21 protein-coding genes are annotated in these 26,126 nt (G+C 71.5%); 15 read left to right on the top strand and 6 right to left on the bottom strand.

The features are described 5' to 3' along the window. Window positions 1-340 precede the first annotated feature (340 nt). Window positions 341-1,825 carry an SDR family NAD(P)-dependent oxidoreductase gene (locus ACLQ2N_RS28765; RefSeq protein ID WP_425817424.1) on the bottom strand — a complete coding sequence of 495 codons (1,485 nt, stop codon included), beginning with the start codon at window positions 1,823-1,825 and terminating at the stop codon, window positions 341-343. A gap of 209 nt (window positions 1,826-2,034) precedes the next feature. On the opposite strand from ACLQ2N_RS28765, the gene ACLQ2N_RS28760 reads away from it, so the two are divergent. The 5 genes from ACLQ2N_RS28760 to ACLQ2N_RS28740 all read left to right on the top strand — a co-directional run bounded on the left by ACLQ2N_RS28760 (window position 2,035) and on the right by ACLQ2N_RS28740 (window position 7,005). Then, entirely contained in the window at window positions 2,035-2,937 is a 903-nt protein-coding gene (locus ACLQ2N_RS28760) for an RNA polymerase sigma factor SigF (RefSeq protein ID WP_425817423.1), read from the top strand. A 199-nt stretch (window positions 2,938-3,136) separates the two neighbouring features. Beyond that, complete coding sequence (locus ACLQ2N_RS28755) at window positions 3,137-4,396, top strand: PP2C family protein-serine/threonine phosphatase (protein ID WP_425817695.1); 1,260 nt, start codon at window positions 3,137-3,139, stop codon at window positions 4,394-4,396. Next, window positions 4,386-6,011, top strand: coding sequence for a sensor histidine kinase (locus tag ACLQ2N_RS28750; RefSeq protein WP_425817421.1), 1,626 nt, complete (start codon window positions 4,386-4,388; stop codon window positions 6,009-6,011). Before ACLQ2N_RS28755 ends, ACLQ2N_RS28750 begins: the two co-directional genes overlap by 11 nt. Continuing rightward, a complete protein-coding gene (locus ACLQ2N_RS28745; protein ID WP_403986978.1) occupies window positions 6,008-6,451 on the top strand; it encodes a response regulator in 444 nt (147 codons plus the stop codon). The genes ACLQ2N_RS28750 and ACLQ2N_RS28745 overlap by 4 nt, the downstream gene beginning before the upstream one ends. 98 nt (window positions 6,452-6,549) lie before the next feature. Next, complete coding sequence (locus tag ACLQ2N_RS28740; RefSeq protein ID WP_383301886.1) at window positions 6,550-7,005, top strand: ATP-binding protein; 456 nt, start codon at window positions 6,550-6,552, stop codon at window positions 7,003-7,005. 40 nt (window positions 7,006-7,045) lie between these two features. Here ACLQ2N_RS28740 and ACLQ2N_RS28735 read toward each other — a convergent pair whose 3' ends face one another. Continuing rightward, entirely contained in the window at window positions 7,046-8,221 is a 1,176-nt protein-coding gene (locus tag ACLQ2N_RS28735) for a PP2C family protein-serine/threonine phosphatase (RefSeq protein WP_425817418.1), read from the bottom strand. 80 nt (window positions 8,222-8,301) lie between these two features. Between ACLQ2N_RS28735 and ACLQ2N_RS28730 the strand changes: the two genes are divergently transcribed. Together ACLQ2N_RS28730 and ACLQ2N_RS28725 are read left to right on the top strand one after the other, a co-directional pair. Continuing rightward, window positions 8,302-8,814 carry a MarR family winged helix-turn-helix transcriptional regulator gene (locus tag ACLQ2N_RS28730; protein ID WP_425817416.1) on the top strand — a complete coding sequence of 171 codons (513 nt, stop codon included), beginning with the start codon at window positions 8,302-8,304 and terminating at the stop codon, window positions 8,812-8,814. A gap of 248 nt (window positions 8,815-9,062) precedes the next feature. Continuing rightward, window positions 9,063-9,395 (top strand): STAS domain-containing protein, encoded by a 333-nt coding sequence (locus tag ACLQ2N_RS28725; RefSeq protein WP_425817693.1) that lies wholly within the window; start codon window positions 9,063-9,065, stop codon window positions 9,393-9,395. Window positions 9,396-9,466: 71 nt separating this feature from the next. Here ACLQ2N_RS28725 and ACLQ2N_RS28720 read toward each other — a convergent pair whose 3' ends face one another. Then, window positions 9,467-11,815 (bottom strand): GH92 family glycosyl hydrolase, encoded by a 2,349-nt coding sequence (locus tag ACLQ2N_RS28720; protein WP_425817414.1) that lies wholly within the window; start codon window positions 11,813-11,815, stop codon window positions 9,467-9,469. A 250-nt stretch (window positions 11,816-12,065) separates the two neighbouring features. Between ACLQ2N_RS28720 and ACLQ2N_RS28715 the strand changes: the two genes are divergently transcribed. Then, window positions 12,066-13,214, top strand: a complete 1,149-nt coding sequence (locus ACLQ2N_RS28715; RefSeq protein WP_425817412.1) for a DMT family transporter — start codon at window positions 12,066-12,068, stop codon at window positions 13,212-13,214. Here the strand turns inward: ACLQ2N_RS28715 and ACLQ2N_RS28710 are convergent. Beyond that, the gene (locus ACLQ2N_RS28710; protein WP_425817410.1) at window positions 13,184-14,503 is read right to left on the bottom strand and encodes a transglycosylase family protein; all 1,320 of its coding nucleotides are present in this window, start codon (window positions 14,501-14,503) and stop codon (window positions 13,184-13,186) included. The genes ACLQ2N_RS28715 and ACLQ2N_RS28710 overlap by 31 nt on opposite strands. A 374-nt stretch (window positions 14,504-14,877) precedes the next feature. Here ACLQ2N_RS28710 and ACLQ2N_RS28705 point away from each other — a divergent pair, with 374 nt between their 5' ends. Both ACLQ2N_RS28705 and ACLQ2N_RS28700 read left to right on the top strand, forming a co-directional pair. Then, entirely contained in the window at window positions 14,878-17,418 is a 2,541-nt protein-coding gene (locus ACLQ2N_RS28705; protein WP_425817408.1) for a glycoside hydrolase family 3 C-terminal domain-containing protein, read from the top strand. A gap of 8 nt (window positions 17,419-17,426) precedes the next feature. Next, window positions 17,427-18,518, top strand: coding sequence for a LacI family DNA-binding transcriptional regulator (locus ACLQ2N_RS28700; RefSeq protein ID WP_425817406.1), 1,092 nt, complete (start codon window positions 17,427-17,429; stop codon window positions 18,516-18,518). Between the two features lie 20 nt (window positions 18,519-18,538). On the opposite strand, the gene ACLQ2N_RS28695 is transcribed toward ACLQ2N_RS28700, so the two are convergent. Beyond that, complete coding sequence (locus ACLQ2N_RS28695; protein ID WP_425817404.1) at window positions 18,539-19,897, bottom strand: ROK family transcriptional regulator; 1,359 nt, start codon at window positions 19,895-19,897, stop codon at window positions 18,539-18,541. A gap of 145 nt (window positions 19,898-20,042) precedes the next feature. On the opposite strand from ACLQ2N_RS28695, the gene ACLQ2N_RS28690 reads away from it, so the two are divergent. The 5 genes from ACLQ2N_RS28690 (at window position 20,043) to ACLQ2N_RS28670 (ending at window position 25,282) form a co-directional block, all read left to right on the top strand. Beyond that, window positions 20,043-21,356, top strand: coding sequence for an ABC transporter substrate-binding protein (locus ACLQ2N_RS28690; protein WP_425817402.1), 1,314 nt, complete (start codon window positions 20,043-20,045; stop codon window positions 21,354-21,356). 10 nt (window positions 21,357-21,366) lie between these two features. Then, entirely contained in the window at window positions 21,367-22,377 is a 1,011-nt protein-coding gene (locus ACLQ2N_RS28685) for a carbohydrate ABC transporter permease (protein WP_425817400.1), read from the top strand. Next, window positions 22,370-23,278 (top strand): carbohydrate ABC transporter permease, encoded by a 909-nt coding sequence (locus ACLQ2N_RS28680; RefSeq protein WP_425817398.1) that lies wholly within the window; start codon window positions 22,370-22,372, stop codon window positions 23,276-23,278. Before ACLQ2N_RS28685 ends, ACLQ2N_RS28680 begins: the two co-directional genes overlap by 8 nt. A gap of 20 nt (window positions 23,279-23,298) precedes the next feature. After that, window positions 23,299-24,657, top strand: coding sequence for a GH1 family beta-glucosidase (locus tag ACLQ2N_RS28675; protein WP_425817396.1), 1,359 nt, complete (start codon window positions 23,299-23,301; stop codon window positions 24,655-24,657). 124 nt (window positions 24,658-24,781) lie between these two features. Continuing rightward, window positions 24,782-25,282 (top strand): GNAT family N-acetyltransferase, encoded by a 501-nt coding sequence (locus ACLQ2N_RS28670; RefSeq protein WP_425817394.1) that lies wholly within the window; start codon window positions 24,782-24,784, stop codon window positions 25,280-25,282. Between the two features lie 118 nt (window positions 25,283-25,400). Here ACLQ2N_RS28670 and ACLQ2N_RS28665 read toward each other — a convergent pair whose 3' ends face one another. Beyond that, on the bottom strand, window positions 25,401-25,982 hold the full coding sequence (locus ACLQ2N_RS28665) for a TetR/AcrR family transcriptional regulator (protein ID WP_425817392.1): 582 nt from the start codon (window positions 25,980-25,982) through the stop codon (window positions 25,401-25,403). Between the last annotated feature and the right edge of the window lie 144 nt (window positions 25,983-26,126).

Genomic DNA, 26,126 nt, shown 5'->3' with positions numbered 1-26,126 from the left:
CTCCTTCGTGTCGCGTAGCCCCGGGCGTCGCCGACGCTCCGGTTCTCATTGCCGGGAATCAGCCGCCCATGCGGGGCAGGGGCAGGAACAGTTCGGTCGCGGTGGCGCCGGGTACGGGGGCGGGACGGCGACTTGGTTGACAAGCCTGTCCCAGGACGGTCGAGGAAGGTTCGTGGACTCCTCGATGACGTCCGTTCACATCAGAGTAACCAGATGAGCGCTTCCGCGCTCGATGGATCGTGTGCTGTGGGTCACTTTCAGCCACCGTGTACGGAAAAGACCCGGCCAGGAAATCATCCCTGCCGGGTCTCCGCACTCCGGGGCGTCCGCCCCGCCCCCCTTACCAGTTGGCGGGGGCGTAGTCCTTCAGGAAGCATCCGTACAGCACCTCGCCGGCCTCGCCGCGCACGATGGGGTCGTAGACCCGGGCGGCGCCGTCGACCAGGTCGAGCGGGGCGTGGAAGCCCTCCTCCGCCAGCCGCATCTTGTCCGGGTGCGGGCGCTCGTCGGTGATCCAGCCGGTGTCGACGGCGGTCATCAGGACGCCGTCCTTCTCGAACATCTCCTGGGCGCTGGTGCGGGTCAGCATGTTCAGCGCGGCCTTGGCCATGTTGGTGTGCGGGTGCCCGGCGCCCTTGTAGCCGCGTCCGAACACGCCCTCCATCGCGGAGACGTTGACCACGTAGGAGTGCTTGGCCGCGGTCGCCGCCATGGCCGGGCGGAGCCGGCTGATCAGGATGAACGGCGCCGTGGAGTTGCAGAGCTGGACTTCCAGCAGCTCGATCGGCTCGACCTCGTCGACTGTCTGGATCCAGCTGTTGGTGTCGTGCAGGTCCGGAACGAGACCGCCCGCGTCGATCGCGGTGCCGGCGGCGATCCGGGCCGGCGAGGCCGAACCGCTGACCAGGGCCAGGTCCGTGACCTCCTGCGCGCTCAGCAGCTCCTTGCGGGCGGCGGGCAGCGCGGCGACGCGGTCGATGCTGCCGCTGCCGAAGGTGCCGATGACCTCGGCCGCGGGCAGCTCACCGGCGGGCATCGGGGCGGACTCGGCCGCCAGCAGTTCGCTGTACGCCTGCGGGGAGCGGCGTACCGTCTGGGCCGCGTTGTTGATCAGGATGTCGAGCGGGCCCTCGGCGGCCACCGAGTCGGCGAGGGCGACGACCTGGGCCGGATCGCGCAGATCGATGCCGACGATCTTCAGGCGGTGGATCCACTCGTCGCTGTCCTCCATCGCCTTGAAGCGGCGGATCGCGTCGTTGGGGAAGCGCGTGGTGATCGTGGTGTGCGCCCCGTCACGGAGCAGCCGCAGCGCGATGTACATGCCGATCTTGGCGCGGCCGCCGGTGAGCAGCGCCCGGCGGCCCGTCAGGTCGGTGCGCGCGTCGCGGCGGGCACGGTTCTCCCGGGCGCAGTCCTGGCAGAGCTGGTGGTAGAACGCGTCGACCTCGACGTACCGCGTCTTGCACACGTAGCAGGACCGGGGCCGCTGGAGGATGCCGGCGATCTCGCTCCTGGCGGACGACGACGGCAGGACCCCCTGGGTCTCGTCGTCAATGCGCTCGGCCGAGCCGGTGGCGGTGGCCTCGGTCACCGCCTTGTCGTGCGCGGTCTTGGCGGCCCGGCGCTCCTGGCGGCGGCGCTGCTTCACGGTCCGGTAGATCCCTGCCGTGGCCCGGCGCACCGCGACGGCGTCCGGGTGGTCGACCTCGATGGTGTCGAGTTCATCCAGCACGCTCAGGCAGACGGCGAGCCGCTCGGGGTCGATACCGGGACCGAATGTCTCGGTCCCGGCCACGATCTCGGGGCCGTCCTCTGTCACCGTCATCGCCGTTCCTCTGTGCTCGTGCCGCCGGCCTCACCGGGGGCGTGGGGCTCGGTCAAGTTTGCCATGATCCGCGAGCTGCTCCGATCGGGTGAGGACGGGCCGGGCGGAAGGAGCGCGAAAAAAGTTCGCACCGGTTGTGCATGGCATCGCGAATCCGGGGCAGGCGGTGCGCGAAGCACTTGGCGATCCAGCAGGAGGGGCCACACATCATGGCGACCACGACGGAGCAGACCGACGGACTTCTCGGCGACGCGTGCACGCTCACCGGAGAGGACGGCGCGCACCTCGGTGCGGGGACTGCGGAGCTGCCGTGGATCGAGGACACCGGAAAGGTCGCCCCCAAGGACGCCCGGGCCCTCTCCAAGATGTTCCTGGACCAGCTGCAGACGCTGGAGGAGGGCACGCACGAGTACCAGTACGCGCGCAACACCCTCATCGAGATGAACCTCTCGCTGGTGCGGTACGCCGCTTCGCGGTTCCGCAATCGCGGCGGTGACGACACCGAGGACATCATCCAGGTCGGCACCATCGGTCTGATCAAGGCCATCGACCGCTTCGACCTCTCGCGCGAGGTGGAGTTCGCCACATTCGCCGTCCCCTACATCGTCGGCGAGATCAAGCGCTTCTTCCGGGACACCACCTGGGCGGTGCACGTACCGCGCCGGCTCCAGGAGCTGCGGGTCGATCTCGCGAAGGCGAAGGAGGCGCTGTCGGCGCGGCTGGACCGCGATCCGACGGTCGCCGAGCTTGCCGCCCACCTCGATCTGTCCGAGGAGGAGATCATCGAGGGCCTGGTCGCGGCCAACGGGTACTCGGCGGGATCGCTCGACACCCCCAGCGCCGAGACGGACTCCGGCAACGAGCAGCGGTCGCTCGCCGATGTGATCGGCGAGGCCGACCCCGGCATGGAGACCGTCGAGAACCTGCACACGCTGGCGCCCCTGCTGGAGCAGCTGGACGAGCGCGAGCGCCGGATCGTCCAGATGCGGTTCGGCGAGGAGATGACGCAGGCTCAGATCGGCGCGGAGCTCGGGGTCTCGCAGATGCACGTGTCCCGGCTGCTCGCCCGTATCGTCAAGCGGCTGCGGGCGGGGATGTCCGTGGAAGCCTGAGCCTCACGGCCTCGGGCGCGCGCGAGCGTAAGCCGGCCCGGGTCGGACCACCCTCCCGAATCGGTCACACACCGGCGGAGTGTGGCCGAAGACGATGTGAACGACGCCCGGCGGCAGATCGCCGGGCGTCGTTCACATATGCTGCGCAGACCAGGCGGGTGGCCCGCACGGTGCAAGGAGAGAGCGAAACGTGGCTGAGATGCGCGTGGGCGCCCCGGCCCGGCCTCCCGTCCCGGGGACCTTCCCGGTCCAGGCGGTGTCCGAGGCGGACGACCGCGAATCCGTGTGGGACGTCAGCGGGACCATCCTGCTGGTCGAGGACGACGCGGGCGACGCCCTGCTCGTCGAGGAGATGCTCGCCGACGGCGAGCTGGACCCGACACTGACGTGGTGCAAGACCCTGTCCGAGGCGTTGACCTTCCTGCGGTCGCACCAGGCTCCCGTCTGTGTCCTGCTCGACCTGCATCTGCCCGACGTGCACGGCCTGCGGGCCGTCACCCAGATCGTCGAGACCTCCCCCGACGCGGCCATCGTGGTGCTCACCGGCCTGGCCGAGGCCGACGCGGGGCTCGCGGCGGTGGCGACGGGCGCGCAGGACTACCTGACGAAGGGCCTTCTCGACCCGCAGACCCTCGCGCGCGCGATCCGGTACGCCCTCCAGCGCAAGCAGGTCGAGCGGGCCGCCTCCGCGCTGCGCGCCAACCAGTTGATGGCGCAGGAGAACGCGCGCCTGGAGCGCGGTCTGCTGCCCGTCCCCCTGCTGAACGACGACAGCTTCCAGGCCGTGGCCCGTTACGAGCCGGGCCGGGCACATGGGCTGCTCAGCGGTGACTTCTACGACGTGGTCCAGACGTCGGACGGCACGGTGTGGGCGGTCATCGGCGACGTCTCGGGGCACGGTGCGGCAGAGGCGGCGCTCGGGGTGTGCCTGCGGGTCGCCTGGCGCACCGCCGTCCTGTGCGGCACCGACCCGCTGGAACAGCTCGGGCTCCTGGAGTCGATCCTGGTCGCCGAGCGCTCCGACCCCCATGTCTTCGCGACCGTCACCACGCTGGCCTTTCCGCCCGGCGGCGACCGCGTGCGCGTCATGCGGGCCGGCCACCCCGGGCTGCTGCTCCGGCACGGCTCGGAGGTCGACTGGGTGGAGCCCGAGGGCGGGATGGCGCTGGGGCTGCTGCCGGGCCACGGCCAGTGGTCGGCCACCGACCTGGAACTCGCGCCCGGCGCCGCCGTCGTCCTGTTCACCGACGGCCTCTTCGAAGGGCGCACCGGACCCCACAGCAGGCTGGGCGAGGAGGGACTTCTCGGGATGGCCCGGGACATGGCCCCGCTCGCCGCCCGTCCGTTCGTGGACGCACTGGTCGCGGGCGCCTCGGAAGCGGCGGCCCCGCACGGGGGTCTCGCCGACGACGTCGCCGTCCTGCACCTCGGCTGGAGAAGCACCCCCCATGAGCAGTGAGATACCGGACACCGCCGTACGGCCCGCCGGCAGGTGGGCGCGGCTGTCCGTACAGAACTGGGTCCACCTGATCCTGGCCGCCTTCGTCCTGGTCGTCTGCGGCTGTGTGGTGGCGGGCGGCCTGGTCCTGGCCGGCATCTCGGACCGGACCACCGAGCTGGTCGACCGCATCCAGCCGGCCCGCTCCGCCTCCTTCCAGCTCCAGAACGCGCTGCTGAACCAGGAGACGGGGGTACGGGGCTTCGCGCTGACCGGTGACGCCTCGTTCCTGGAGCCGTTCGCCGCCGGCAAGAAGGAGGAGACGGACCGGCTGGCCCGGGTGCGCTCCGCGATGGGCGACGGCCAGCCGTACAACCGCGACCTTGACCGGATCGCCGCCGCCGCCGCGGAGTGGCGCCGGGTGCACGCCGACCCGCTGATCGCCGCTGTCCGGCGCGACGGCCCCCAGGCGCGCTCCTCCGCCAGGACCGCCGAGAGCAAGGCCGCCTTCGACGAGCTGCGGCAGCTCTACGGCACCCAGCAGGCCCATCTCGACGCCGCCCGGGACCGGGTGCGCGGCGAGCTGGACGACGCCCGGCACACCCGGGACCGGGTGCTCGCCGCCCTGCTGGTCGTCTTCGCGCTCTGCGTGGTCGCCCTCAGCGTGCTGCTCCAGCGCACCGTGGGGCGGCCGCTGAGCGCGCTCGCCGAGGCGTCCCGGCGGGTCCGCTCCAGCAGCTTCCGCCGGCAGCGGATCGAGGTGCGCGGACCCGCCGACGTACGTGCGGTGGCAGCCGCGGTCGAGGAGATGCGGGGCAGGCTGGTCGCCGAGCTCGACGCCGTGCAGGAGCGGGAGGACGTACTGGCACAGCAGGCCGTGGAGCTGCGGAGGTCCAACTCGGAGCTGGAGCAGTTTGCGTACGTGGCCTCGCACGACCTCCAGGAGCCGCTGCGCAAGGTCGCTTCGTTCTGCCAGCTGCTGGACAAGCGGTACGGGAACGAGCTCGACGGCCGGGGCAAGCAGTACATCGACTTCGCGGTCGACGGCGCCAAGCGCATGCAGGTGCTCATCAACGACCTGCTGACCTTCTCCCGGGTCGGACGGGTCCACGACAGCTGGACTCCCGTGGAGCTCGACCGGTCCCTGGACCGGGCGCTCGCCAACCTCGCGCTGGTGATCGAGGAGTCGGGGACCACGGTCGTCCGCGAGAACCCGCTTCCGTCGGTCACCGGCGACCCCACGACGCTCGCGATGATCTGGCAGAACCTGATCGGGAACGCCGTGAAGTTCCGCCGCCCCGACGAACCGTGCGTGATCACGGTCGGGTGCGAGCGGGAGGGGGACGACTGGCATTTCACGGTCGCCGACAACGGGATCGGTATCGCGCCGGAGTTCGCGGAGAAGGTCTTCGTCATCTTCCAGCGCCTGCACGCCCGTGACGAGTACGACGGGACCGGCATCGGCCTCGCCCTGTGCCGCAAGATCATCGAGTTCCACGGGGGCAGGATCTGGCTCGATCCCGACTCCCGTGAGGGGGCGCGGGTCCACTTCTCGCTGCCCGCCGACCCCGACCCCGCGCCCGCGGAGCCGGACGACACCGCCCTGCCCGCCGAGACTTCCGGAGAGACGACGTGAACACCCCCGTAGAGCCCATCGAGGTCCTGCTGGTCGAGGACGACCCGGGCGACGAGCTGATGACTCGTGAGGCGTTCGAGGACAACAAGATCCGCAACACGCTCCACGTGGTCCGCGACGGCGAGGAGGCGCTCGACTTCCTCTACCGCCGGGGCGCGCACACGGAGGCGCCGCGGCCGGATCTGATCCTGCTCGACCTGAACCTGCCGAAGTACGACGGCCGCCAGGTGCTGGAGCAGATCAAGCAGGACCCGGAACTCGCGCTGATCCCCGTCGTCGTGCTCACGACCTCCTCGGCCGAGGAGGACATCCTGCGCAGCTACAAGCTGCACGCCAACGCCTACGTCACGAAGCCGGTCGACCTGGACCAGTTCATCGCGGCCGTCCGGCAGATCGATGACTTCTTCGTCACCGTGGTGCGGCTTCCCGGCCGCGCGTAATATTCGCTGACGACGCAGGGGAGTGGGATCTCCCGACGCGGGTACACGATCACGAGAAAGAGGTCTGCGACCTCCCCGCTGCGCCCTGGCTGGAGCACATGAACGAACAGGCGATCTCCCCGCCGGACGACTCCCCCGGGAGCTGTCCGCCCACGGAGGCATTGCACAGCGCCGAAGTGTTCGCCGGCGAGCCGGGGTGCATCTCCCAGGCGCGGGCCCTGGCAGACCGCTTCCTCGGCAGGCTGGTGTCCGAGTGGATGGCCGTGCTCGGCACGCACACCCGCAACGACCTGATGCTGGCCGTCAGCGAGCTGGTGACCAACGCGGAGCGCTACAGCCACGGCCCGTATCTGCTGGAGCTGGAGGGCACCGCGGAGCGGATCAGCATCACGGTGTACGACAGCAGCAGCGCACTGCCCGTCTTCTACGCCCCCGACCCGAGCCGCCTGGGCGGTCACGGCATGGAGATCGTGGTGGCCCTGTGCGACCGCGTCACGGCCGAGCGGGTGCCGGTCGGCAAGCGGATCCGGGCCGAGTTCACGCTGAGCAGCTGAACCGCCCGGGGGCGCCGGGCAGGCGCCGGGCCGGCCGGGCTCAGCCCCTGGCGCCGGGCCGGCCGAACCAGTCGATGCACATGACCAGGGCGTCGTCCAGCGTGTCCGACGCCCGGTGTTCCGCCAGTTCACGCAGGACCGCGCCGGGGACGGCGGACGCCGGCAGCAGGCGCGTGGCGAGGACCGCCCTGGGCAGGCCGCGTTCCGCGAACATCTCGCCGAGCGGGGAGACCGCGTCGTAGACCCCGTCGCTGACGAGCAGCAGCCGGTCGCCGGGGCGGGCCTGGAGGTGCTGCACGGCGTACTGCGACTCCTCGAACATCCCCAGCGGGAGCTGGGCGTCCAGCGCGACCCGGGTGACCGTGCGGCCGCGCAGGCGCCACAGCTGCGGGGAGCCCGCGTCCACCGCCTCGACCGATCCCGTGGGCAGGTCGAAGCGGAGCAGCAGGGTGGAGACGTGGGCGGCGCCGCGGTGCTGCTCGTAGATGGCCTGGTCGGCCAGGGCCGCCTGGTCGGCGATGCCGATGCCGGCCCGTCTGGCGTTGCGAAGCGCGTTGACGGCGAGGTTGGTGAGGAGGGAGGCGCGGATGCCCTCCCCCATGCCGTTGGTCACGGCGACGCTGAGCTGGTCGCCTTCCGCCGCCCAGTCGAAGTTGTCGCCGTGGATGGCGTAGGCGGGTTCGAGCTGGGCGCCTATGGCGTACTCGGCAGCGGTGAACGACCTGGCCGGAAGCAGCTGCCACTGCATCTCGGCGGCGAGAGTGAGGCGCGTGGTGCGCCGGGCCCGCTGGTAGTGGTCGGTGTCCCGTTCGGCGACGACGATCTCGTGGCCGAGGAGGTCCGCCACATGGGTGAGGTCGTCCGTGATCTGCGGGGTGGTACGCGCGGAGGGCAGCCGGACGGTGAGGATGCCGAGGCGTTCGCCCCGGACGGTGACCGGGAAGTGGTGATCGGCCGCGTCGTCGGGGCCGGTGCGGCCCTGGTGCGGGCGCTGGCTGCCGAAGGCGCGGCCCTGGGGGCTGTTGTTCAGGGAGAGCGGCTGGCCGGGACCGTCGCCGGCGTCGACCGGGTTGAGCACGGTCATCCCGTAATCCGCGAGGAACAGCTGCACCGAGAGGGCGCCGTACGACTTCGCGAGTACCTCGCGCACCGTGTCCACCAGGGCGTACGGCGGCGCCGCGCGGAGCGCTCGTTCGATGTGCGTGGGGGCATTCACGCTGCTTCGCCCATTCTTCGGTGGGTGGTGGGAGCGGAGCGAGGCTGACAGGAGCACGCTACGGGTGACAGAGTGGAAGAATGCCCCACCGTACCGGCCTCCCTCATCGCCCTGAACAGGTGTCCGAGGACGTCTGTGCCGCGTCCGAGCTTCTGGAGGTGTTGTGGGGGCGTGGCCAGGAGGCCGCGGCCCGGGGTGCGGTCTCCCCCTCCCAGCTTCGCGCGCTCCTCGTCATCGAGCAGCAGGAGGGGAGCAACCTGCGCTCGCTCGGGGAGGCGCTCGGCTCGCGGGCGCCGTCGGTGAGCCGGCTGTGCGACCGGATGGAGGCCATGGGACTGGTCCAGCGAGACCCGAGCCCGACGAGCCGCCGGGAGGTGGAACTCAGGCTGACCCTTCAGGGCCGGGAGCTGCTGGAGGAGTACCGGGCGATCCGCACGCGGGAGCTGACCGCCGTGCTGGAGCGGATGCAGCCCTCCGAGGTGGCCGCTCTGGCCGTGGGGCTGACCGCCTTCCGCTCGGCGGCATCGCAGCGGCTCACCGGTGCGCGGAGTACCGCCGCCCGGCTTCGCGACGATGTCGCGGACAGCGCCTAGCTTCATGCACGCCCCTGCTTCCGCGTTCCGAAGGCGCCGCTCGGACGGGCGCTCACTTGATCGTTCGGTACAGATTGTTGCCCCACGAAGAATGTTGTCAAATGGCAACTGTTAATTTTATCGTTGAGCATTCCCGCCGCGAGCAGGGACGGAGCAGAATCGAACTGCCCGTCCGATCGCGGCGTTACCCCCGCCGCCCAGTGCAACACGAGGTGAACGTGCTTCCACCGCCCAGCGCCGGCCGCGCCATGCAGATCGTCCCACGGCACGAACGTGGGGCGTTGGTGCTCGCGGTAACCGGTGACCTCGACATCGACAACGTGGCGCCCCTCGGCGCCGCGCTGGAGAACGCGTCGCGGGAGGGTGCCGGGCCGGTCGTCGTCGACCTCTCGGACGTGAGTTTCGCCGACTCCACGACGGTGAACGTGCTGCTGCAGGGACAGACGGCTCTCGGTCCCCGGCTGCGGCTCGCCGCACCCTCGGTCTTCATGGAGCGGCTGATCTCCGTTCTGGGTCTGGACAGCGCGGTCCCGGTCTTCCCGAGCGTCGCCGAGGCGATCGACCCGCCGCTTCCCGCGTAGCGAAGAGGCAAACGCCGAGCGCCCTTCTCCCTGCCTGCGGGAGAAGGGCGCTCGGCCGTGCGGCCGCCCGGTCAGTTCAAAGCGGGCGGGGCGTCCTCGGGCGAGGTGCCCCACGCCGAGGGCTCGGCGCCCACCGTGAACGAGAGCGAGCGGGCCGAGCGGATGTCCTGCGTGGTCAGGTACGTACGCGACTGCTGTGCGCCGTCCAGCCTGGCGGACTGGATGTAGCGGTCGGCGTCCGAGGTGCCGGGGGCGCTGACGGTCAGCGCGCCGTGCGGGTAGTAGCGCCGGTCGAGCCGGATGTCGACACGCTCGAACGCGGGCGTGGACAGGCCCCAGGTGTCGGTGCCCGGCTGGACCGGGAAGACGCCGATGGACGACAGCACCATCCAGGCGGACATCGTGCCGAGGTCGTCGTTGCCGGTCATGCCGGTCGGGCCGTTGGTGAAGAGCGTCAGGGCCGCGTGCACCACGTCCGTCGTCTTCCAGGGCCGGCCGGTGGAGAGGTAGGTGTAGGGGGCGATGAGGTCGGGCTCGTTCTGCGGGTTGTACTTGTCGGCGTTGTAGTAGGCGTACGGGCCGTTCACCCACACCTCGCGCGCGGTCTTCGCCGGGTCGGCGAGGAGCTTGTCGTACGCGAAGAACGAGTCGAGCCGCTGATTGGCGGCGTCCTTCCCCCCGATGAGGCCGACCATGCCGGGGATGTCCTGCGGAACCATCCACTGGTACTGCCAGGACGTGCCCTCGTGGAAGCCCTCGCTCTCGGCCGGGTCGGCGGGGCCGGTGAACGCGCCGGCGGCGTCACGGGCGCGGAAGAAGCCGGTGGAGGGGTCGAAGATCTTCCGGTAGTTCTGGGCGCGGGCCTCGTAGCGTGCCGCGTCGGCCTGGTGGCCGAGGTCGCGGGCCATCTCGGCGAGCATGCCGTCGGCCAGGGCGTACTCCAGGGTCGCGGAGGCGCCGTGGTCGAAGTCGGAGTCACCGGGCTTCGCGTGCGGCCTGCCCTTGATGTACGGGGCGAAGCCGTCCTTCAGGTACTGCGCGTTGGCCTCGCGGCCCACGGGCGCGGAGCCGGTGGGCGGCACCCCGTCCGCGTTCTTCTTCAGGGCGCGGTAGGCCTCCTCCTCGTACCCCTTCAGGAGTCCCTGCTGGTAGGCGTTGGTGAGGAAGGGGGTGACCGGGTCGCCGGTCATGATGTTGGTCTCGACCGTGCCGTAGCCCCACTTGGGCAGCCAGCCGCTCTCCGCGTCGATGCGCAGGACGGATATCGCCATGTCGCGGGATTCGCGCGGGGCGAGCAGCGAGAGCAGCTGGGCCTGGGTGCGGTAGGTGTCCCAGAGCGACCAGTTCTGGTAGTACGTGAAGCCTGTGGCCTTGTGCTTCTTCTGGTCCCAGCCGGTGTAGCGGCCGTCCACGTCGCTGCCCACGTTGGGCGCGAGGAAGGACCGGTAGAGGGAGGAGTAGAAGGTCCGGCGCAGTTCGTCGCTGCCGCCCTGGGCCTTGACGCCTTCCAGGCGGTCCTCCCAGATGCGTTCGGCGGCGCGCAGGACGTGGTCGAAGTCGTGGCCTCCCTCGGCGTGGAGGTTGAGCGCGGCGCCCCTGGCATCGACGTAGCTGAGGGCCGTGGTGGCCTCGACGGTGCGGTCCTCGGTGGTGTCGAACCGCAGCCAGGCGCCGTTGCGGGCATCGGTCGCCTCGGACTTCTTCGCCTCGGTGACGGTGTCGCCCTTCCAGGTGCCGGAGGCGGTGAAGGGGCGGTCGAAGCGGGTGATCGTGTAGACCGTGTACGGCTTGGTGTCCTGGCAGAAGCCGCTGCCGGTGATGGCCGTCCGGACGGTGCGGTTGTCCAGGATCTCCACGTCGGAGCCGAGCGTCCGGTGCAGCGACTGCCCCGCGTTGAGCAGGACGTTGGCCTTGTCGGTGGCGGGGAAGGTGTAGCGCTGCACCCCGGTGCGCCGGGTGGCGGTCAGCTCGGCCTCGATGCCGGTCTTCAGCCCGACCCTGTAGTAGCCGGGGCTCGCCTTCTCGTCGTCGTGGCTGAACTCCGCAGCGTACTTCGCGTAGTCGGTCTCGGTGACGTCGCCGGTGGTGGGCAGCGTCGGCAGGTCGCCGCCGAGGCCGCAGCCGACGCCGGAGAGGTGGACGGAGGAGAAGCCTCGGATGTGGTTCTCGCCGTAGTCGTACCCGGTGTTGTGGCCGGTGTCCGGCGAGAGCTGCACCATGCCGAAGGGCACCGAGGCGCCGGGATAGGTGTTGCCCTCGTTCTGGGTGCCGATGAACGGATTGACCAGGTCGGTGAGCCGGCCGTCGCTCCGGGGGGCGGCCTCGGCCGTGGCCCCGGGGAGGAGGACACCGCCCAGGAGCGCGGCGGCGGCGAGTACGGCCGCCGGGCCGCGCAGTCCCGGCCGTGAGGTCCGATGCATGGGAGACTCCTTAGGACAACGTTGTCAGAGCGCGATCATTCTTGGATTCCGTCGTGACCGCGTCAAGAGGTAGGACGGATGACCCGCGTGTCGGTCCCGTGAAGGCGGCCACCCGGCAAGATCCTTCTGACGTCCGCCGCGGAGAGGACTACCGTCGGGAGGAGGACACCCGGACCACTGCCGTACTACCCAAGCAGTACGCCGGATCGCCGCCTCTGGGACGACGACGCGGCGGCTGGAAAAGGGGATCGTGGTGTACATGAGTTCCCTTGCGCTGTCCGTGCTCCTGTCACTGGTCTCCGCGGTCGCCTACGCGGCCGGGGCGATCGTCCAGGAGCGCGTGGCCACCGCCTGTGACGGCCGCTCCTTCGCACCGCTGCGCAACCGGGTCTGGTGGGCGGCCGTCGTCCTCAACGGGCTGGGAGCCTTGCTGCACGTCGTGGCGCTGGCGTACGGCCCGCTGAGCCTCGTGCAGCCGCTGGGGGCGCTCACGATCGTCTTCGCGCTGCCGATGGCCGCGCTGTTCGTACGCCGCCGGGCCGGGGCAACTGCCTGGCGCGGCGCGATCATGGCGACGGTGGGTCTGGCCGGGCTGCTCGCGCTGACCGGCAGCGCCGACGCGCACGGTCTGGGGGCCCCGCAGCAGCTCATGCTGGCCGTGGTGACCTTCGGCGCGGTGGCCGCCCTGGTCCTTCTCTCCCGGGCGATGCGCCGGCCGGTGACGCGGAGTGTGGTGCTGGCCGGGGCGGCGGGCGTCGCCTTCGGCATCGCGTCGGTGTACACGAAGACCGTGGCCATGGAGTGGACTGCGGGCGCCGTGAAGTCCGGTCTGCTCCCCCTGCTGGTGATCGCGGCGCTGGCGGGCGCCGGTCTGCTGCTGTCCCAGGCGGCCTACCGGGGCGCGGGCCTGACGGCCCCGCTCGCCACGGTGACCGTGGTGAATCCGGTGGTGGCCGCGGCGGTGGGGATCACGCTGTTCGGCGAGCAGTTCCGGCACGGGGTCACGGGCACGGTGCTGGCCCTGGTGTGCGGGGCCGTCGCGGCCGGCGGGCTGATCATGCTGACCACGGAACGGATGAACGCGGAGCGGTCGGCCTCGGAGGCGGCGGCGACCACGGGCGCGGGAGACGCGGCGGAGCCCGCGGATTTCGTCGCGCCCGCCGGGCCGCCGGCCTCGACGGGCATCCCGTCTCGCACGGAGGAGCCGGCTCCGGCCGCCGTGGCCGGTCCCAGGGCGGCGGGTCCGCGGACTCCTCCCCCGGCGCTTCCCGCACGGATGCCACTGGAGGGCCTGGCCGGCCGGGTCGAGTTCGGCCCTCCCCCGGGCGCCGGGCACCGCGCCGACGGGGAGGCCGGTGACGGGGGCGTTCAGACCTTGACGCCGCCCGCCCTCAGGTAGGCCAGCGGGTCGATGTCGGAGCCGTAGTCGGGGCCGGTACGGACCTCGAAGTGCAGGTGCGGCCCCGTGACGTTGCCGGTGGCGCCGGAGCGGGCGATCCGCTGGCCGCCGCCGACGTGCTGCCCGCCGCGCACGAGCAGCGAGGACAGGTGCGCGTACTGGCTGTACTTGCCGTCGCCGTGCCGGATGACGACCTGGTAGCCGTACGGCCCGGCCCAGCCCGCCGACACGACGGTGCCGGCCGCCATCGCCTTCACGGACGTGCCGGTGGGGACGGGGAAGTCGACGCCCGTGTGGTAGCCGCTGGACCAGGAACCGGCCTGGTGGTACGGGGTGCCGGTGCGGGCCGCGACGGGGGCGGTGAGCCCGCTGTGCTTCTGCGCCTGCTCCGTCTTGTGCGTCCGGGTCTTCTTCGGCTGCGGCTTGGTCTGCTGCTTTTGCTGCGGCTCGGCTTTCGGGGCGGGTCTCGGCGCCGTCTTCGTCGTTGCCTTGGGTGCGGTCCTGGGTGTCGTCTTCGGTCCGGCCTCGGTCGCCGTCCTCGGCGCCGTCTTCGGTTCGGGCTTCGTCGCCGTCCTCGGCGCCGCCTTCGTGGCCGTCCCGGGCGCTGCGGTCAGGGTCAGGCGCTGGCCGGGGAAGATGAGGTCCGGGTCGTCGCCGACGACCGTGCGGTTCGCCGCGTAGAGCCGCTGCCAGCCGCCCTGGAGGTGCTGGTCGGACGCGATCCCGGAGAGCGAGTCGCCGGGCGTCACGGTGTACGACTCGCGCTTGCCCGGCACCGTGGTCGGCGTGGCCGCGGTCGTGGTCCGCTCGGTCTGCGTGCGGCGGGACGGCGCCGACGCGCTGCCCGGTTTCTTCGGGGTCGAGACGCTCGCCGTGCGCTCGCTCTGCGGGCTGACGCCGGGCGTGGCGCCGCCCCGGGTCAGGCCCGCCTTTCCGGAGCAGACCGGCCAGGCGCCGGGTCCCTGGCCCTCCAGGACCTTCTCCGCGATGGCGATCTGCTGGTCCCTGGTCGCGAGGTCGGCGCGCGCCGCGTACACCGTGCCGCCGTACGCCGCCCAGGTGGAGCGGGTGAACTGGAGTCCGCCGAAGTAGCCGTTGCCGCTGTTGATGTGCCAGTTGCCGGTGGACTCGCAGGCGGCGACCTTCTCCCAGACGTCCGTCGACGCGGCACCCGCCGAAGCGGCCGTGAGGAGGGGCAGGGCGAGACCGGCCCCTCCTGCCGTGACGGTGAGCGAAGCCCGGTTGATGCGGCTCGGCTGGTATCTGCGGTGCCGTCCGTTCGCGGCCATGACTTGGCTCCCCCACTGGCTGTAGGACACGTCGCAAGCGGTCAACTTATGTGCAAACAGCGGGTGATGACAAGACCACGGTACGTTTCGGCCACCGCCCGCCCCGGGGCTTCCGGCGCATCTTCGCGGATCGGCCCGCGGCGTCCGGCGCGTCCCCGGCCCGGGCGGGCGGCGAGAATGCGCGCCAGGCGTCGTGGGCCCGTGAGGATCCGCCGAACAGGCCCCGGGCGCCGCCCCTGGTCCGGCCGCTCCGACCGGCCCGCACCGGGCCCCCATTGACACGGTCGGCGGCGACCGGGGACGCTGGGCGCCGACAGCCGGGAGAGCGCTCTCCACGAGCCGTGGGAGCGTGGTGCACGAAGGAGCATGGCCGCATGACGGACGAAGAGACCGAACCGCTGCTCGACAAGCTGGACGCGGCGCAGAAGGTTCGTCTGCTCACCGGTGCCAGCACCTGGCGCACGCACGCCGAACCGGCCGCCGGGCTGCGCGCGCTCACCCTCTCCGACGGACCGGCCGGCGTCCGGGGCGAGACGTGGGACGAACGCGAGACCTCGCTCGTCCTCCCCTCCCCCACCGCGCTCGCCGCCTCCTGGGACGAACGGCTGCTGACGGACCTCGGCGTTCTGCTCGCCTCCGAGGCGAGACGCAAGGGCGTCGACGTGCTTCTGGCCCCCACCCTCAATTTGCATCGCTCCCCGCTGGGCGGCCGGCACTTCGAGTGCTTCTCCGAGGACCCGCTGCTCACCGGCCGCATCGGCGCGGCGCTCATCCGGGGCATCCAGTCGGGCGGAGTGGCCGCCACCGCGAAGCACTTCGTCGGCAACGACGCCGAGACGGACCGGCTGACCGTCGATGTCCGCATCGACGAACGCACCCTGCACGAGGTGTATCTCGCCCCGTTCGAGGAAGCGGTCGCGGCCGGGGTCTGGGCGGTCATGTCCGCGTACAACAAGGTCGACGGCGTGACCATGTCCGCCTCACCGCTCCTGGAGCGCCCGCTCAAGGACGCCTGGGGCTTCGACGGTCTCGTGGTCTCCGACTGGGGAGGCGTGCGCACGCTCATCGACGCCGCCCGCTCCGGCCAGGACCTGGCGATGCCGGGCCCGGACGGTCCCTGGGCGGCCGGACTGCTCGCGGCGCTCGAAGAGGGCCGGGTTCCCGCCGTCGCCGTGGACGACAAGGTACGCAGGCTGCTGCGGCTGGCCCGCCGGGTGGGCGCGCTCGGCCCGGACCGCCCGGCACACGGAACGACGGGGCCCGGCCGCCCGGCTCACCGCCCCCCGGTGGCTCCGGGCGCCGCGCGCGCCCTGCTGCGCCGCGCCGTCTCAGCCGGTGCGGTGCTCCTCCGCAACGAGGGCGGGCTGCTGCCGCTCGATCCTGCGGCGCTCCGGTCCGTCGCGGTCATCGGCCCGCACGCCACCGCCGTACGCATCCAGGGCGGCGGCAGCGCGGAGGTGTTCCCGGACCACGTGGTGACCCCGCTGGCCGGGATCGAGCGGGAGCTGGACGGGATCGCCGCGGTGACGTACCGGCCCGGGCTCCCGGCGTCGGACCGGCCACAACCGCTCGGGCGCGACCGGGCCCGCGATCCGCGCGACGGTGAGCCCGGGGTGCTCGTACGGCTGCTCGACGCGCGGGGCACCGAACTCCACGCGGAGCACCGGCTGTCCGGGCGGATCGTGGAGCCGTCGGCCGGGGCCGAGGGCGCCGCCGCGGTGGAGGTCCGGGCCCTCTTCCGGCCCGCCGAGAGCGGCGTGTGGACGTGGGCGGTGGGCGGCTGGGGCGACATCGTGCTCCGCGTCGACGGCCGGGAGGTGCTGTCCGGCACCTTCCCCCTGGACAGCGACGACCCGACCCGGGTGCACGTCGCCCCGCCGCTGCACACGGCCCGCGTGGAACTGGCGGCGGGCCGCGAGGTGGAGGTGGTCGCGCTCCGCTCGCTCGCTCCGGGATCGGGGGTGGCGACGGTCCTCGCCGCGGCCCCGCCCGCCGGCGACGCGGACGCCGCGCGCGCCGCAGCGGTCGCCGCCGCACGCGCGGCCGACGTCGCGGTGGTGGTCGTGGGCACGACGGAGCAGAACGAGTCCGAGGGCCACGACCGGGAGAGCCTGGACCTGCCGGAGGGCCAGGACGCGCTGGTGCGGGCGGTGGTGCGGGCGAACCCGCGCACCGTCGTGGTGGTCAACGCCGGTGGCCCGGTCGCCCTGCCCTGGCACACCCGGGTGCCCGCGCTGCTGCTCGCCTGGTTCCCGGGCCAGGAGGCCGGGGACGGGCTGGCCGACGTGCTGTTCGGGCGCGCCGAACCCGGCGGACGGCTGCCGACCACCTGGGCCGCTTCCCAGGACGACGTGCCGGTGCTCGGGACCGCACCCGGTGCGGACGGGCGGCTGCACTACGCGGAGGGTCCGCACATCGGTCACCGGGCCTGGCTGCGGTCGGGGGCGGCTCCGGCGTACTGGTTCGGCCACGGGCTCGGTTACACCGGCTGGACGTACGAGGAGCTGACGGCCCCGGCGGCGGTGGGGGCCGGCGAGCCGTTCGACGTGCGGGTGCGGGTGCGGAACACCGGGCGGCGGCGCGGGCGGGAGGTGGTGCAGGTCTACCTGGCGCGCGGCGGGTCCGCCGTGGAGCGGCCGGTGCGCAAGCTCATCGGCTACGCGGCGGTCGAGGCGGAGCCCGGGGAGTGCGCGGACGCGGTGGTCCGGGTGGACGGGCGGGCGCTGGCCCACTGGTCGCCCGGAGGGCGCGGGTGGGAGACGGAGGCCGGTGCGTTCACGCTGCTCGGGGGCCGTTCCGCGGGCGATCTGCCGCTGGCCGCGGGTGTCGTGGCGCGGCCGGGTGCGGATGCGGCCGGGAAAGGATCCGGTAACGGTTCGGAGCACGATGGAGAGCGCTCTCCGCTGATGCTATAAATGCGCTCATGACGGATGATCTGCGACCGGCCGGAACACCCACCCTTGAGGACGTGGCGAGGGCGGCCGGCGTTTCCCGCGCCACCGTCTCCCGGGTGATCAACGGCGTACGGAATGTCGACCCGGTGATCCAGGAGGCGGTGCGCCGCGCGGTCGCCTCCACCGGCTACGCGCCCAACCGCGCGGCGCGCTCACTGGTGACCCGGCGCACCGACGCCATCGCGCTGGTGGTGTCCGGCGCGGGCGTCGAGCCGGAGGCGGACGAGGACACGCCGCTGGACGAGGCGGACGGCGGCGAGGGGGCCTCGTTCACCGGGCAGGTCTTCGCCGACCCGTTCTTCGGGCGGGTGGTGACCGGTGTCGTCAACTACCTGCGGCCGCGCGGCATGCACCCGGTCCTGATGTTCGCCGAGACGTCACGGGCGCGGGAGGACGTGGTGGCGTTCCTGCGCCAGGGCAGCGCCGACGGCGCGCTGGTCGTCTCGACGCACGCGGAGGACCCGCTGCCGGGCATGCTGACGGACGCGGGGCTGCCCGCCGTGCTGTACGCGCGCCCGGCGCGTGCGGCCCGGATCAGCTATGTCGACGTCGCCCATCAGGACGGCGCGCGGCTGGCGGCCGAGCATCTGCTGGCCCGGGGCTGCCGCCGGATCGCGACCATCACCGGACCGCTCGACGTACCCGCGGTGCAGGAGCGGCTGGCCGGTTTCCGGGACGCGATGACACAGAACGGGCACCCCTACATCGCGATCGCCGAGGGGCGGTTCACGCAGGAGAGCGGCGAGACCGCGATGGAGCGGCTGCTGGCCGAACACCCCGATCTGGACGGGGTGTTCGCGGCCAACGACCTGATGGCAACAGGCGCCTGCCACGTCCTGCGGGAGCGCGGCAAGCGGGTCCCCGAGGACGTCGCGGTGATCGGCTTCGACGACAGCAGCGCGGCCCTGGCCTGCCGTCCGCCGCTGACCACGGTCCGCCAGCCGGTGGAGGCGATGGCCGCCGAGATGGCCCGGCTGCTGATCGAGCGGCTGGGCAAGCCGGAGGGCGCCGCGACGTCCGTGATCTTCGAGCCGTCGCTGGTGGTGCGGGACTCGGCGTAGGCGGCCCGCCCGCGTCGCACTCACCCCGCCGCGCCCTGCTCCGTCCTGGGCCGTTCCCTGCTGCGCACGGCGTCCGCCGGGGTCCGGAGCGCCGGTGCCGCCGCGCCGGTCCGGGGCGGGGGTGAGGGGCGGCTGCCGCCGCGGGCCAGGAAGTCGGCCAGGGGCAGGGTCGCCGCGCCGACCGTGACCGCGTCCGGGCCGAGGCGGCCCATCTCGATGGTGGTCCGGGCCGCGGCGTGCTTCAGCGCGTACTCCTTTGCGTACCGCCGGATGTCGGGCAGCAGGTGGGGGCCGATGAGGAGGCCCGCCCAGCCGCCGAGCAGGATGCGCTCGGGCAGGAAGAGGTTGATCAGGTCGCCCAGCGCGGCGCCCAGGCACTCGGCCGTCTCGTCCAGCAGCGCCACCGCCACCGGGTCCGGTTCGGCCCCGGGGGGCGGGTAGGCGGCGGCGAGGAGCGCGGCGAGCGCGGTCTCGTCGTCGGCGTCGGCGGGCAGCGGGCCGCCCGCCTCGTGCCAGCGTTCGCGCATCGCCTCGGCACCCGCGTACGCCTCCAGGCAGCCGATCGAGCCGCAGCGGCACCGCCGGCCGCGCAGTTGCACGGTGCTGTGGCCCCACTCCAGGGCCTGGCTGTCGCGGTCCTCGTCCAGGAGGTCGCCGTGGTTGACGCAGGCGCCGACCCCGGACCCGATGAGGGCGATCGCGGACGCTCCCGCGCCCCGCCCGCCGCCGAACCACATCTCGGCCTGGCCGAGCGTCTTGGCGCCGTTGTCGATGAAGAACGGGACCTCGGCCGGCACCCGCACGGCTTCCCGGAGCAGCCGCTCGAAGGGGACGGCGCTCCAGTCGATGGTCTGGCCGTGGACGACGGAGCCCACGTCGCCGACGACGCCGTCCGGCGCGTGGCGCTCGATGATGCCGGGGACGCCGATCCCGATGCCGAGCAGCCGGTGCGGGTCGGCGCCGGCGTCCCGCAGCACGTCGGCGACGCCGCTGCGGACATGGCCGACGATGCGGTCCACGTCGTAGCCGTGCTGGGCGAGCAGCCGCTCGGTGCGGGCGAGCTCGGTCAGGGAGAGGTCGAAGAGCTCCACCCTGATCCGGGTCTCACCGATGTCGATGCCGATGAGGAGGCCGCCGCCGGGGGCGACGCGCAGCAGGGTGCGGGGGCGGCCGCCGTCGGAGTCGACGACACCCGCCTCCTCCAGCAGGTTCTCCGCGGAGAGTTCCGCGACGACGTTGCTGATGGAACCCGAACTCAGCCCGGTCGCGGGACCGAGCTCCTGGCGGCTCAGCGGGCCGTCGAAATACAACCGTTGCAATACCCGCGACCGGTTGCCCCGTCGCAGGTCACGCACGGTCCGTCTGTTGCGCTCAGCCATGTGGCTCCTTCCCTGGCGGAAACATACCGCGACCCCAGGACTTGACGCGACCTTCTCCCACCTCTTAAATCACGTCATAAATTAAGACCTGAAGGTCGTTCGGGTCCCGAACACGGCCTTCCTCCCCGGAAAGGGGCCATTCCGCATGCGCACCATCAGAGCCGCGGCAGCCGCCACCCTCGCGATCTCCATAGCCGCCGGTGTCACCGGCTGCGGAGGCGGTACGTCCTCGGGCGGCGGCAGCAACGATTCACCGAAGACCCTCACGTACTGGGCCTCCAACCAGGGCCCCAGCATCGAGGCCGACAAGAAGATCCTGACTCCCGAGCTGAAGAAGTTCGAGAAGCAGACCGGCATCAAGGTCAAGCTGGAGGTCGTGCCGTGGGCCGACCTGCTCAACCGGATCCTGGCCGCCACCACGTCCGGCCAGGGCCCGGACGTCCTGAACATCGGCAACACCTGGACGGCCTCGCTCCAGGCGACCGGTGCGCTGCTCCCCTGGAACAAGGAGAACTTCGACGCGATCGGCGGCCGCGACCGGTTCGTCGGCTCGGCGGTCGCCTCGGCCGGCGCGGCGGGCCAGGACCCCGCCGCGGTCCCGCTGTACTCACTCGCGTACGCCCTCTACTACAACAAGAAGAGCTTCGCCGAAGCCGGCATCGAGAAGCCCCCGGCCACCTGGGACGAGCTGGTCGCGGACGGCAAGAAGCTCTCCAAGAACGGCAAGTGGGGACTGGGCGCCGAGGGGTCCAACCTCTCCAACAACATCCACCAGACGTTCGCACTGGGCCAGCAGCACGGCGCCGACTTCTTCGACGCCGAGGGCAAGCCGACCTTCACCTCGGACGGCGCGGTCGCGGCCGTGAAGCAGTACATCGACTTCATGGCCAAGGACAAGATCATCGCCCCGGGCAACGCGGAGTACGCCCAGAACCAGTCCCTGACGGACTTCGCCAAGGGCAAGACCGCGATGGTGCTGTGGCAGGCCGCCGCCTCCACCTTCGCCTCGCAGGGCATGAAGCCCGAGGACTGGGGCGCGGCCCCCGTCCCGGTCCCCTCCGGCACTCCCGGTACGGGCAAGAACGTCAACTCCATGGTCGCCGGCATCAACATGGCGGTGTTCAAGAACACCAAGAACCTCGACGGCGCCAAGAAGTTCGTGAAGTTCATGACGAGCGACGACGAGCAGAAGCTGCTCAACAAGACCTACGGGTCGATCCCCCCGGTCAAGACCGCCCAGGCGGACCAGGCCTTCTCGGCGCCCGACCTCGCGGTCCTGCGCGACACGCTGGCCAAGAGCGCGGCCCCGCTGCCGCAGGTGCCCAACGAGTCGCAGTTCGAGACCGCCGTCGGCACCGCGGTCAAGGAGCTGTGGGCCGACGCGGCCGCCGGCCGTCCCGTGACCACCGAATCCGTCAAGGCGCGCCTGGAAAAGGCCCAGCAGACGATGCAGCAGTAAGGCACCCTTCATGACCGCCACCGTGACCACCGACAGCCTGACGGAGAAGTCGGACAGGGTGACGAGCCGGGGCAGCGGGGGTGCGCGCAGGAGACTGCCGCGCATCCCCGACCGGATCCGCCAAGGCGGACTGCCCTATCTCCTGCTCCTGCCGGCCGTCCTGCTCGAACTCCTCGTCCATGTGATTCCGATGATCATCGGAATCGTGATGAGCTTCCGCCAGTTCACGCAGTTCTACATCAACAACTGGGGCGGGGCGCCCTGGAGCGGCTTCGACAACTACAAGATCGCCGTCGACGTCAACGCCCCGATCGGCGAGGCACTGCTCCACTCGTTCTTCGTCACCTGCGTCTTCACGTTCTTCGCCGTCGGCCTGGCGTGGCTGTTCGGGGTCGCGGCGGCGATCATGCTGCAGGAGAACTTCCGCGGCAGGGGCTTCCTGCGGGCGATCTTCCTCGTGCCGTACGCCTTGCCGGTGTACGCGGCCGTGATCACCTGGGCCTTCATGTTCCAGCGCGACAACGGCCTGGTCAACCACGTGCTCCACGACCAGCTCGGGCTCACCGACCAGCCGTCGTTCTGGCTGATCGGCGACAACAGCATCTACGCGCTGATCATCGTCTCGGTCTGGAAGGGCTGGCCCTTCGCCTTCCTGATCGTGATGGCCGGGCTCCAGAACATCCCGCGCGAGCTGTACGAGGCCGCCTCGATCGACGGCGCCGGCATCTGGCAGCAGATCCGCAAGATCACGCTGCCCTCGCTGCGCCCGGTCAACCAGGTCCTGGTGCTCGTCCTCTTCCTGTGGACGTTCAACGACTTCAACACCCCGTACGTGCTGTTCGGGAAGGCCGCCCCCGAGAACGCGGACCTGATCTCGATCCACATCTACCAGTCCTCGTTCGTCACCTGGAACTTCGGCACCGGCTCCGCGATGTCCGTGCTGCTGTTGCTGTTCCTGCTGGTCGTGACCGCCGTCTACCTGCTCATCACCTCACGCGGAAGGAAGGGTGCCGATGCCTAGCCATGCCCAGCCGTCCGCACTGCCGGCGAAGACGACAGGGCGCTCGCGCCCCCGTTCGCCGATGGCCGCGCCCCGGTCCTTCCTCTGGGTCCGCCGGATCATCCTGACCTTCCTGACCGCCTTCGTCCTGCTGCCCGTCTACGTGATGGTCAGCAGCTCGCTCAAGCCGCTCCAGGACGTGTCGGGGAAGTTCCACTGGATCCCGTCCGGGCTGACCATCAAGCCCTACATCGACATCTGGGACACCGTCCCGCTCGCCCGGTACTTCGTCAATTCACTGATCGTGGCGGGCGCGGCAACGGTCCTTTCGGTGATCATCGCGATCTTCTCCGCGTATGCGGTGAGCCGCTACAAGTTCCGCGGCAAGCGCGTGTTCACCGTGACGGTGCTCTCCACCCAGATGTTCCCGGGCATCCTCTTCCTGCTGCCGCTGTTCCTGATCTTCGTCAACATCGGCAACAGCACGGGCGTCGCCCTGTACGGCTCGCGCGGCGGTCTGATCCTCACGTATCTGACGTTCTCGCTGCCGTTCTCCATCTGGATGCTCATCGGCTACTTCGACTCGATCCCCCGGGACCTGGACGAGGCCGCGCTCGTCGACGGCTGCGGGCCGATCCGGGCCCTGTTCCGGGTCGTGGTGCCGGCCGCCGTGCCGGGCATCGTCGCCGTCGCCGTCTACGCGTTCATGACGGCCTGGGGCGAGGTCCTCTTCGCCTCCGTCATGACCAACGACACCACCCGCACCCTGGCTGTCGGCCTCCAGGGCTACGCCACCCAGAACGACGTGTACTGGAACCAGGTCATGGCCGCCTCGCTCGTCGTCAGTGTGCCGATCGTCGCCGGCTTCCTGCTCCTGCAGCGCTACCTGGTGGCCGGCCTGACCGCGGGAGCCGTCAAGTGACCGCCCCGGAAAGGAAGTCCGTGAACGACCTCAGCGCCCTGCCGGCCGGCTTCACCTGGGGCGTCGCCACCGCCGCGTACCAGATCGAGGGAGCCGTGGCCGAGGACGGCCGTGCCCCCTCCATCTGGGACACCTTCTCGCACACCCCGGGCAAGGTGGCCGGCGGCGACACCGGCGACGTGGCCTGCGACCACTACCACCGGGTCCCGGAGGACATCGCCCTGATCAAGGAAGTAGGGGCGAACGCGTACCGCTTCTCGCTCGCCTGGCCGCGCGTCGTGCCCGGCGGCGACGGACCGGTCAACGCGGCCGGCCTCGACTTCTACGACCGGCTGGTGGACGGGCTCCTCGAGGCCGGGATCACCCCGTTCGCCACGCTCTACCACTGGGACCTGCCGCAGGCCCTCCAGGACCGGGGCGGCTGGACCGTACGGGAGACCGCGGAGCACTTCGCCGCGTACACCTCGGTCGTCGTGGAACGCCTCGGCGACCGTGTCAAGGACTGGGCGACCCTCAACGAGCCCCTGTGCTCGGCGTGGATCGGGCACCTGGAGGGCACGATGGCACCGGGTCTCACCGACCTGACCGCCGCCGTCCGGGCCTCCTACCACCTGCACCTGGGCCACGGCCTCGCGGTCCGGGCGATCCGGAGCATCTCCCCCGACGCCCGGGTCGGCATCGTCAACAACCTCAGCCCGGTGGAAGCGGCCACGGACCGGGAGGCCGACAGGGCCGCGGCGGTGCGCGGCGACGGCCACACCAACCGCTGGTGGCTCGACCCCATCCTCGGACGCGGCTACCCGCAGGACATGGTGGACCTGTACGGAGTCGAACTCCCCGTCCAGGAGGGCGACATGGAACTGATCTCCGCGCCGCTGGACTGGCTGGGCGTCAACTACTACTTCCGCCAGGTCGTCACCGCCGACCCGGCCGGCCCGGTCCCGCACGCGAAGCAGGTCTACCTGCCTGGTTCCCGCCACACCCACATGGACTGGGAGGTGCACGCGCAGGGCCTGGAGCAGCTGCTCCTGCGCCTGACGGAGGAGTACGGCGTCGAGCGCGTCTACGTCACGGAGAACGGCTCGGCCTACCAGGACGTCGTCCTGCCCGACGGGTCCGTGCACGACCCCGAGCGGACGCAGTACCTGGAGGAACACCTCGCGGCCTGCGCCCGCGCCGTCCGCAAGGGCGCCCCGCTGGCCGGCTACTTCGCCTGGTCACTCCTCGACAACTTCGAGTGGGCATACGGCTACGACAAGCGGTTCGGCCTGGTCCACGTCGACTACGCGACCCAGCGCCGCACGGTCAAGACGAGCGGCCGCCGCTACGCGGAACTGATCCGCGAAGCGACAACCTCCACCTCCCGCACGGCCGTCTGACCCCGGCCACCCACCACGACGACCCCCGGCCGCGACGGACCACCGACGCCGCCGGGGGTTTCGACTCCGCGGGCGGTCGCGACCGGCGGACCCTCGCGGGGAGCGGCGTCGATAAGGTGTCACCATGCCGTATGCACCGATGCCGCTCCCACTCGCCTCGGCACGGCTGACGTGGCGTCAGTGGACCGAGCCCGACATCGATGCCCATCGCCTGCTCGTCGCCGAGCGAGGTGGTGGCACGCCGTCGATCGAGGACAACCGGCGGATGATCGAGGATCAGCGCGCGGCGTCGGCACTGACAGGAATCGCCCTGCTGCCGGTCATCCGCCGCGATGCGGGCGATTTCATCGGGTATTGCGGGCTCACCGCCGGCCGGGCTTCTGTCGACGAGCCGGAGATCGCATGTGAGCTGTTCCGGCGTGTGCACGGACAGGGCTATGCCACCGAGGCGGCGTCCGCGGTGCTCGACGCGGCGATCACGACAGGGCGGAAGCGGCTCTGGTCGACAGTGCGTCCCTGGAACGTGCCGTCGTTTCGCGTCCTCGAAAAGCTGGGGTTCCAGCGCGACCACGTCTCGGCCGACGACCGTGGCGAGCTGGTATGGCTCACCCGTAGCCTGCCGTAGGACGCACCGCGGCCGGTTCGAGGCGGCTCCCCCACGTCAAAGGCCCTACCGCCGAGCGGTTCCCCGCAGTCCGGTCCCCTCGCCGGCGGTGCCCGCACGGTTCGTCCGGGGGCGACGGCTACGCCCCGCCGGTCGCCGAGGTCCAGTTCGACAGCAGGAAGTGCAGCGCCTCGACCGCGTGTTCCCAGGAGGTCTGCACCGGTCGGTCGGCCTCGAAGCCGCCCTCGGCCTCCAGGTCGGTGAAGCCGTGGAAGGTGCTGCGCAGCAGCCGTACCGCGTCCGTGAGGTCCGGGTCGGTCAGGCCGTACGCGCGCAGCATCGCAGAGGTGGTGCGGACGGTGCGGTGGTACGCGGGCGCCTCGGCGACGATCGCGGGGTCGACGCGGTAGCGCGTGGCGGCATAGCGGCCGGGGCACTCCAGCGCGAAGGTGCGATAGGCGTCGGCGAACGCGAACAGCGCGTCCTTCCCGGCCCGGCCGGCCACCGCCGCCTCGATCCGGTCGATGAACTCCCCGGCGGCCAGGAGTGCGACGCGGGTGCGCAGGTCGCCCAGGTTCCTGACGTGGGAGTAGAGGCTCGCGTCCTTGACGCCGAAGCCCCTGGCCAGTGCGGAGATGGTGACCTTGTCGAAGCCGGCCGAGTCCGCCAGATCGGCCGCAGCCGCCACGACCCGTTCGGTCGTGAGCCCCGCGCGCACCATGTCCACCCCTGCCGACGTGTTTCCTAGACCCCTTAGTTTTACGCCTCGCCGAATATACACAGAAGCCCGCGGTGGTCACGGCGGACCGTGACCACCGCGGGCCTCCGTACCATGCCGCCAGCGGGGAGGGGGTCGACACGGCGG

The sequence above is a fragment of the Streptomyces sp. DT224 genome, assembly GCF_049844595.1.
Lineage (GTDB): Bacteria > Actinomycetota > Actinomycetes > Streptomycetales > Streptomycetaceae > Streptomyces.
The sequence above is the reverse complement of the archived record's forward strand: the minus strand, read 5'-3'. Positions and strand labels throughout refer to the sequence as shown.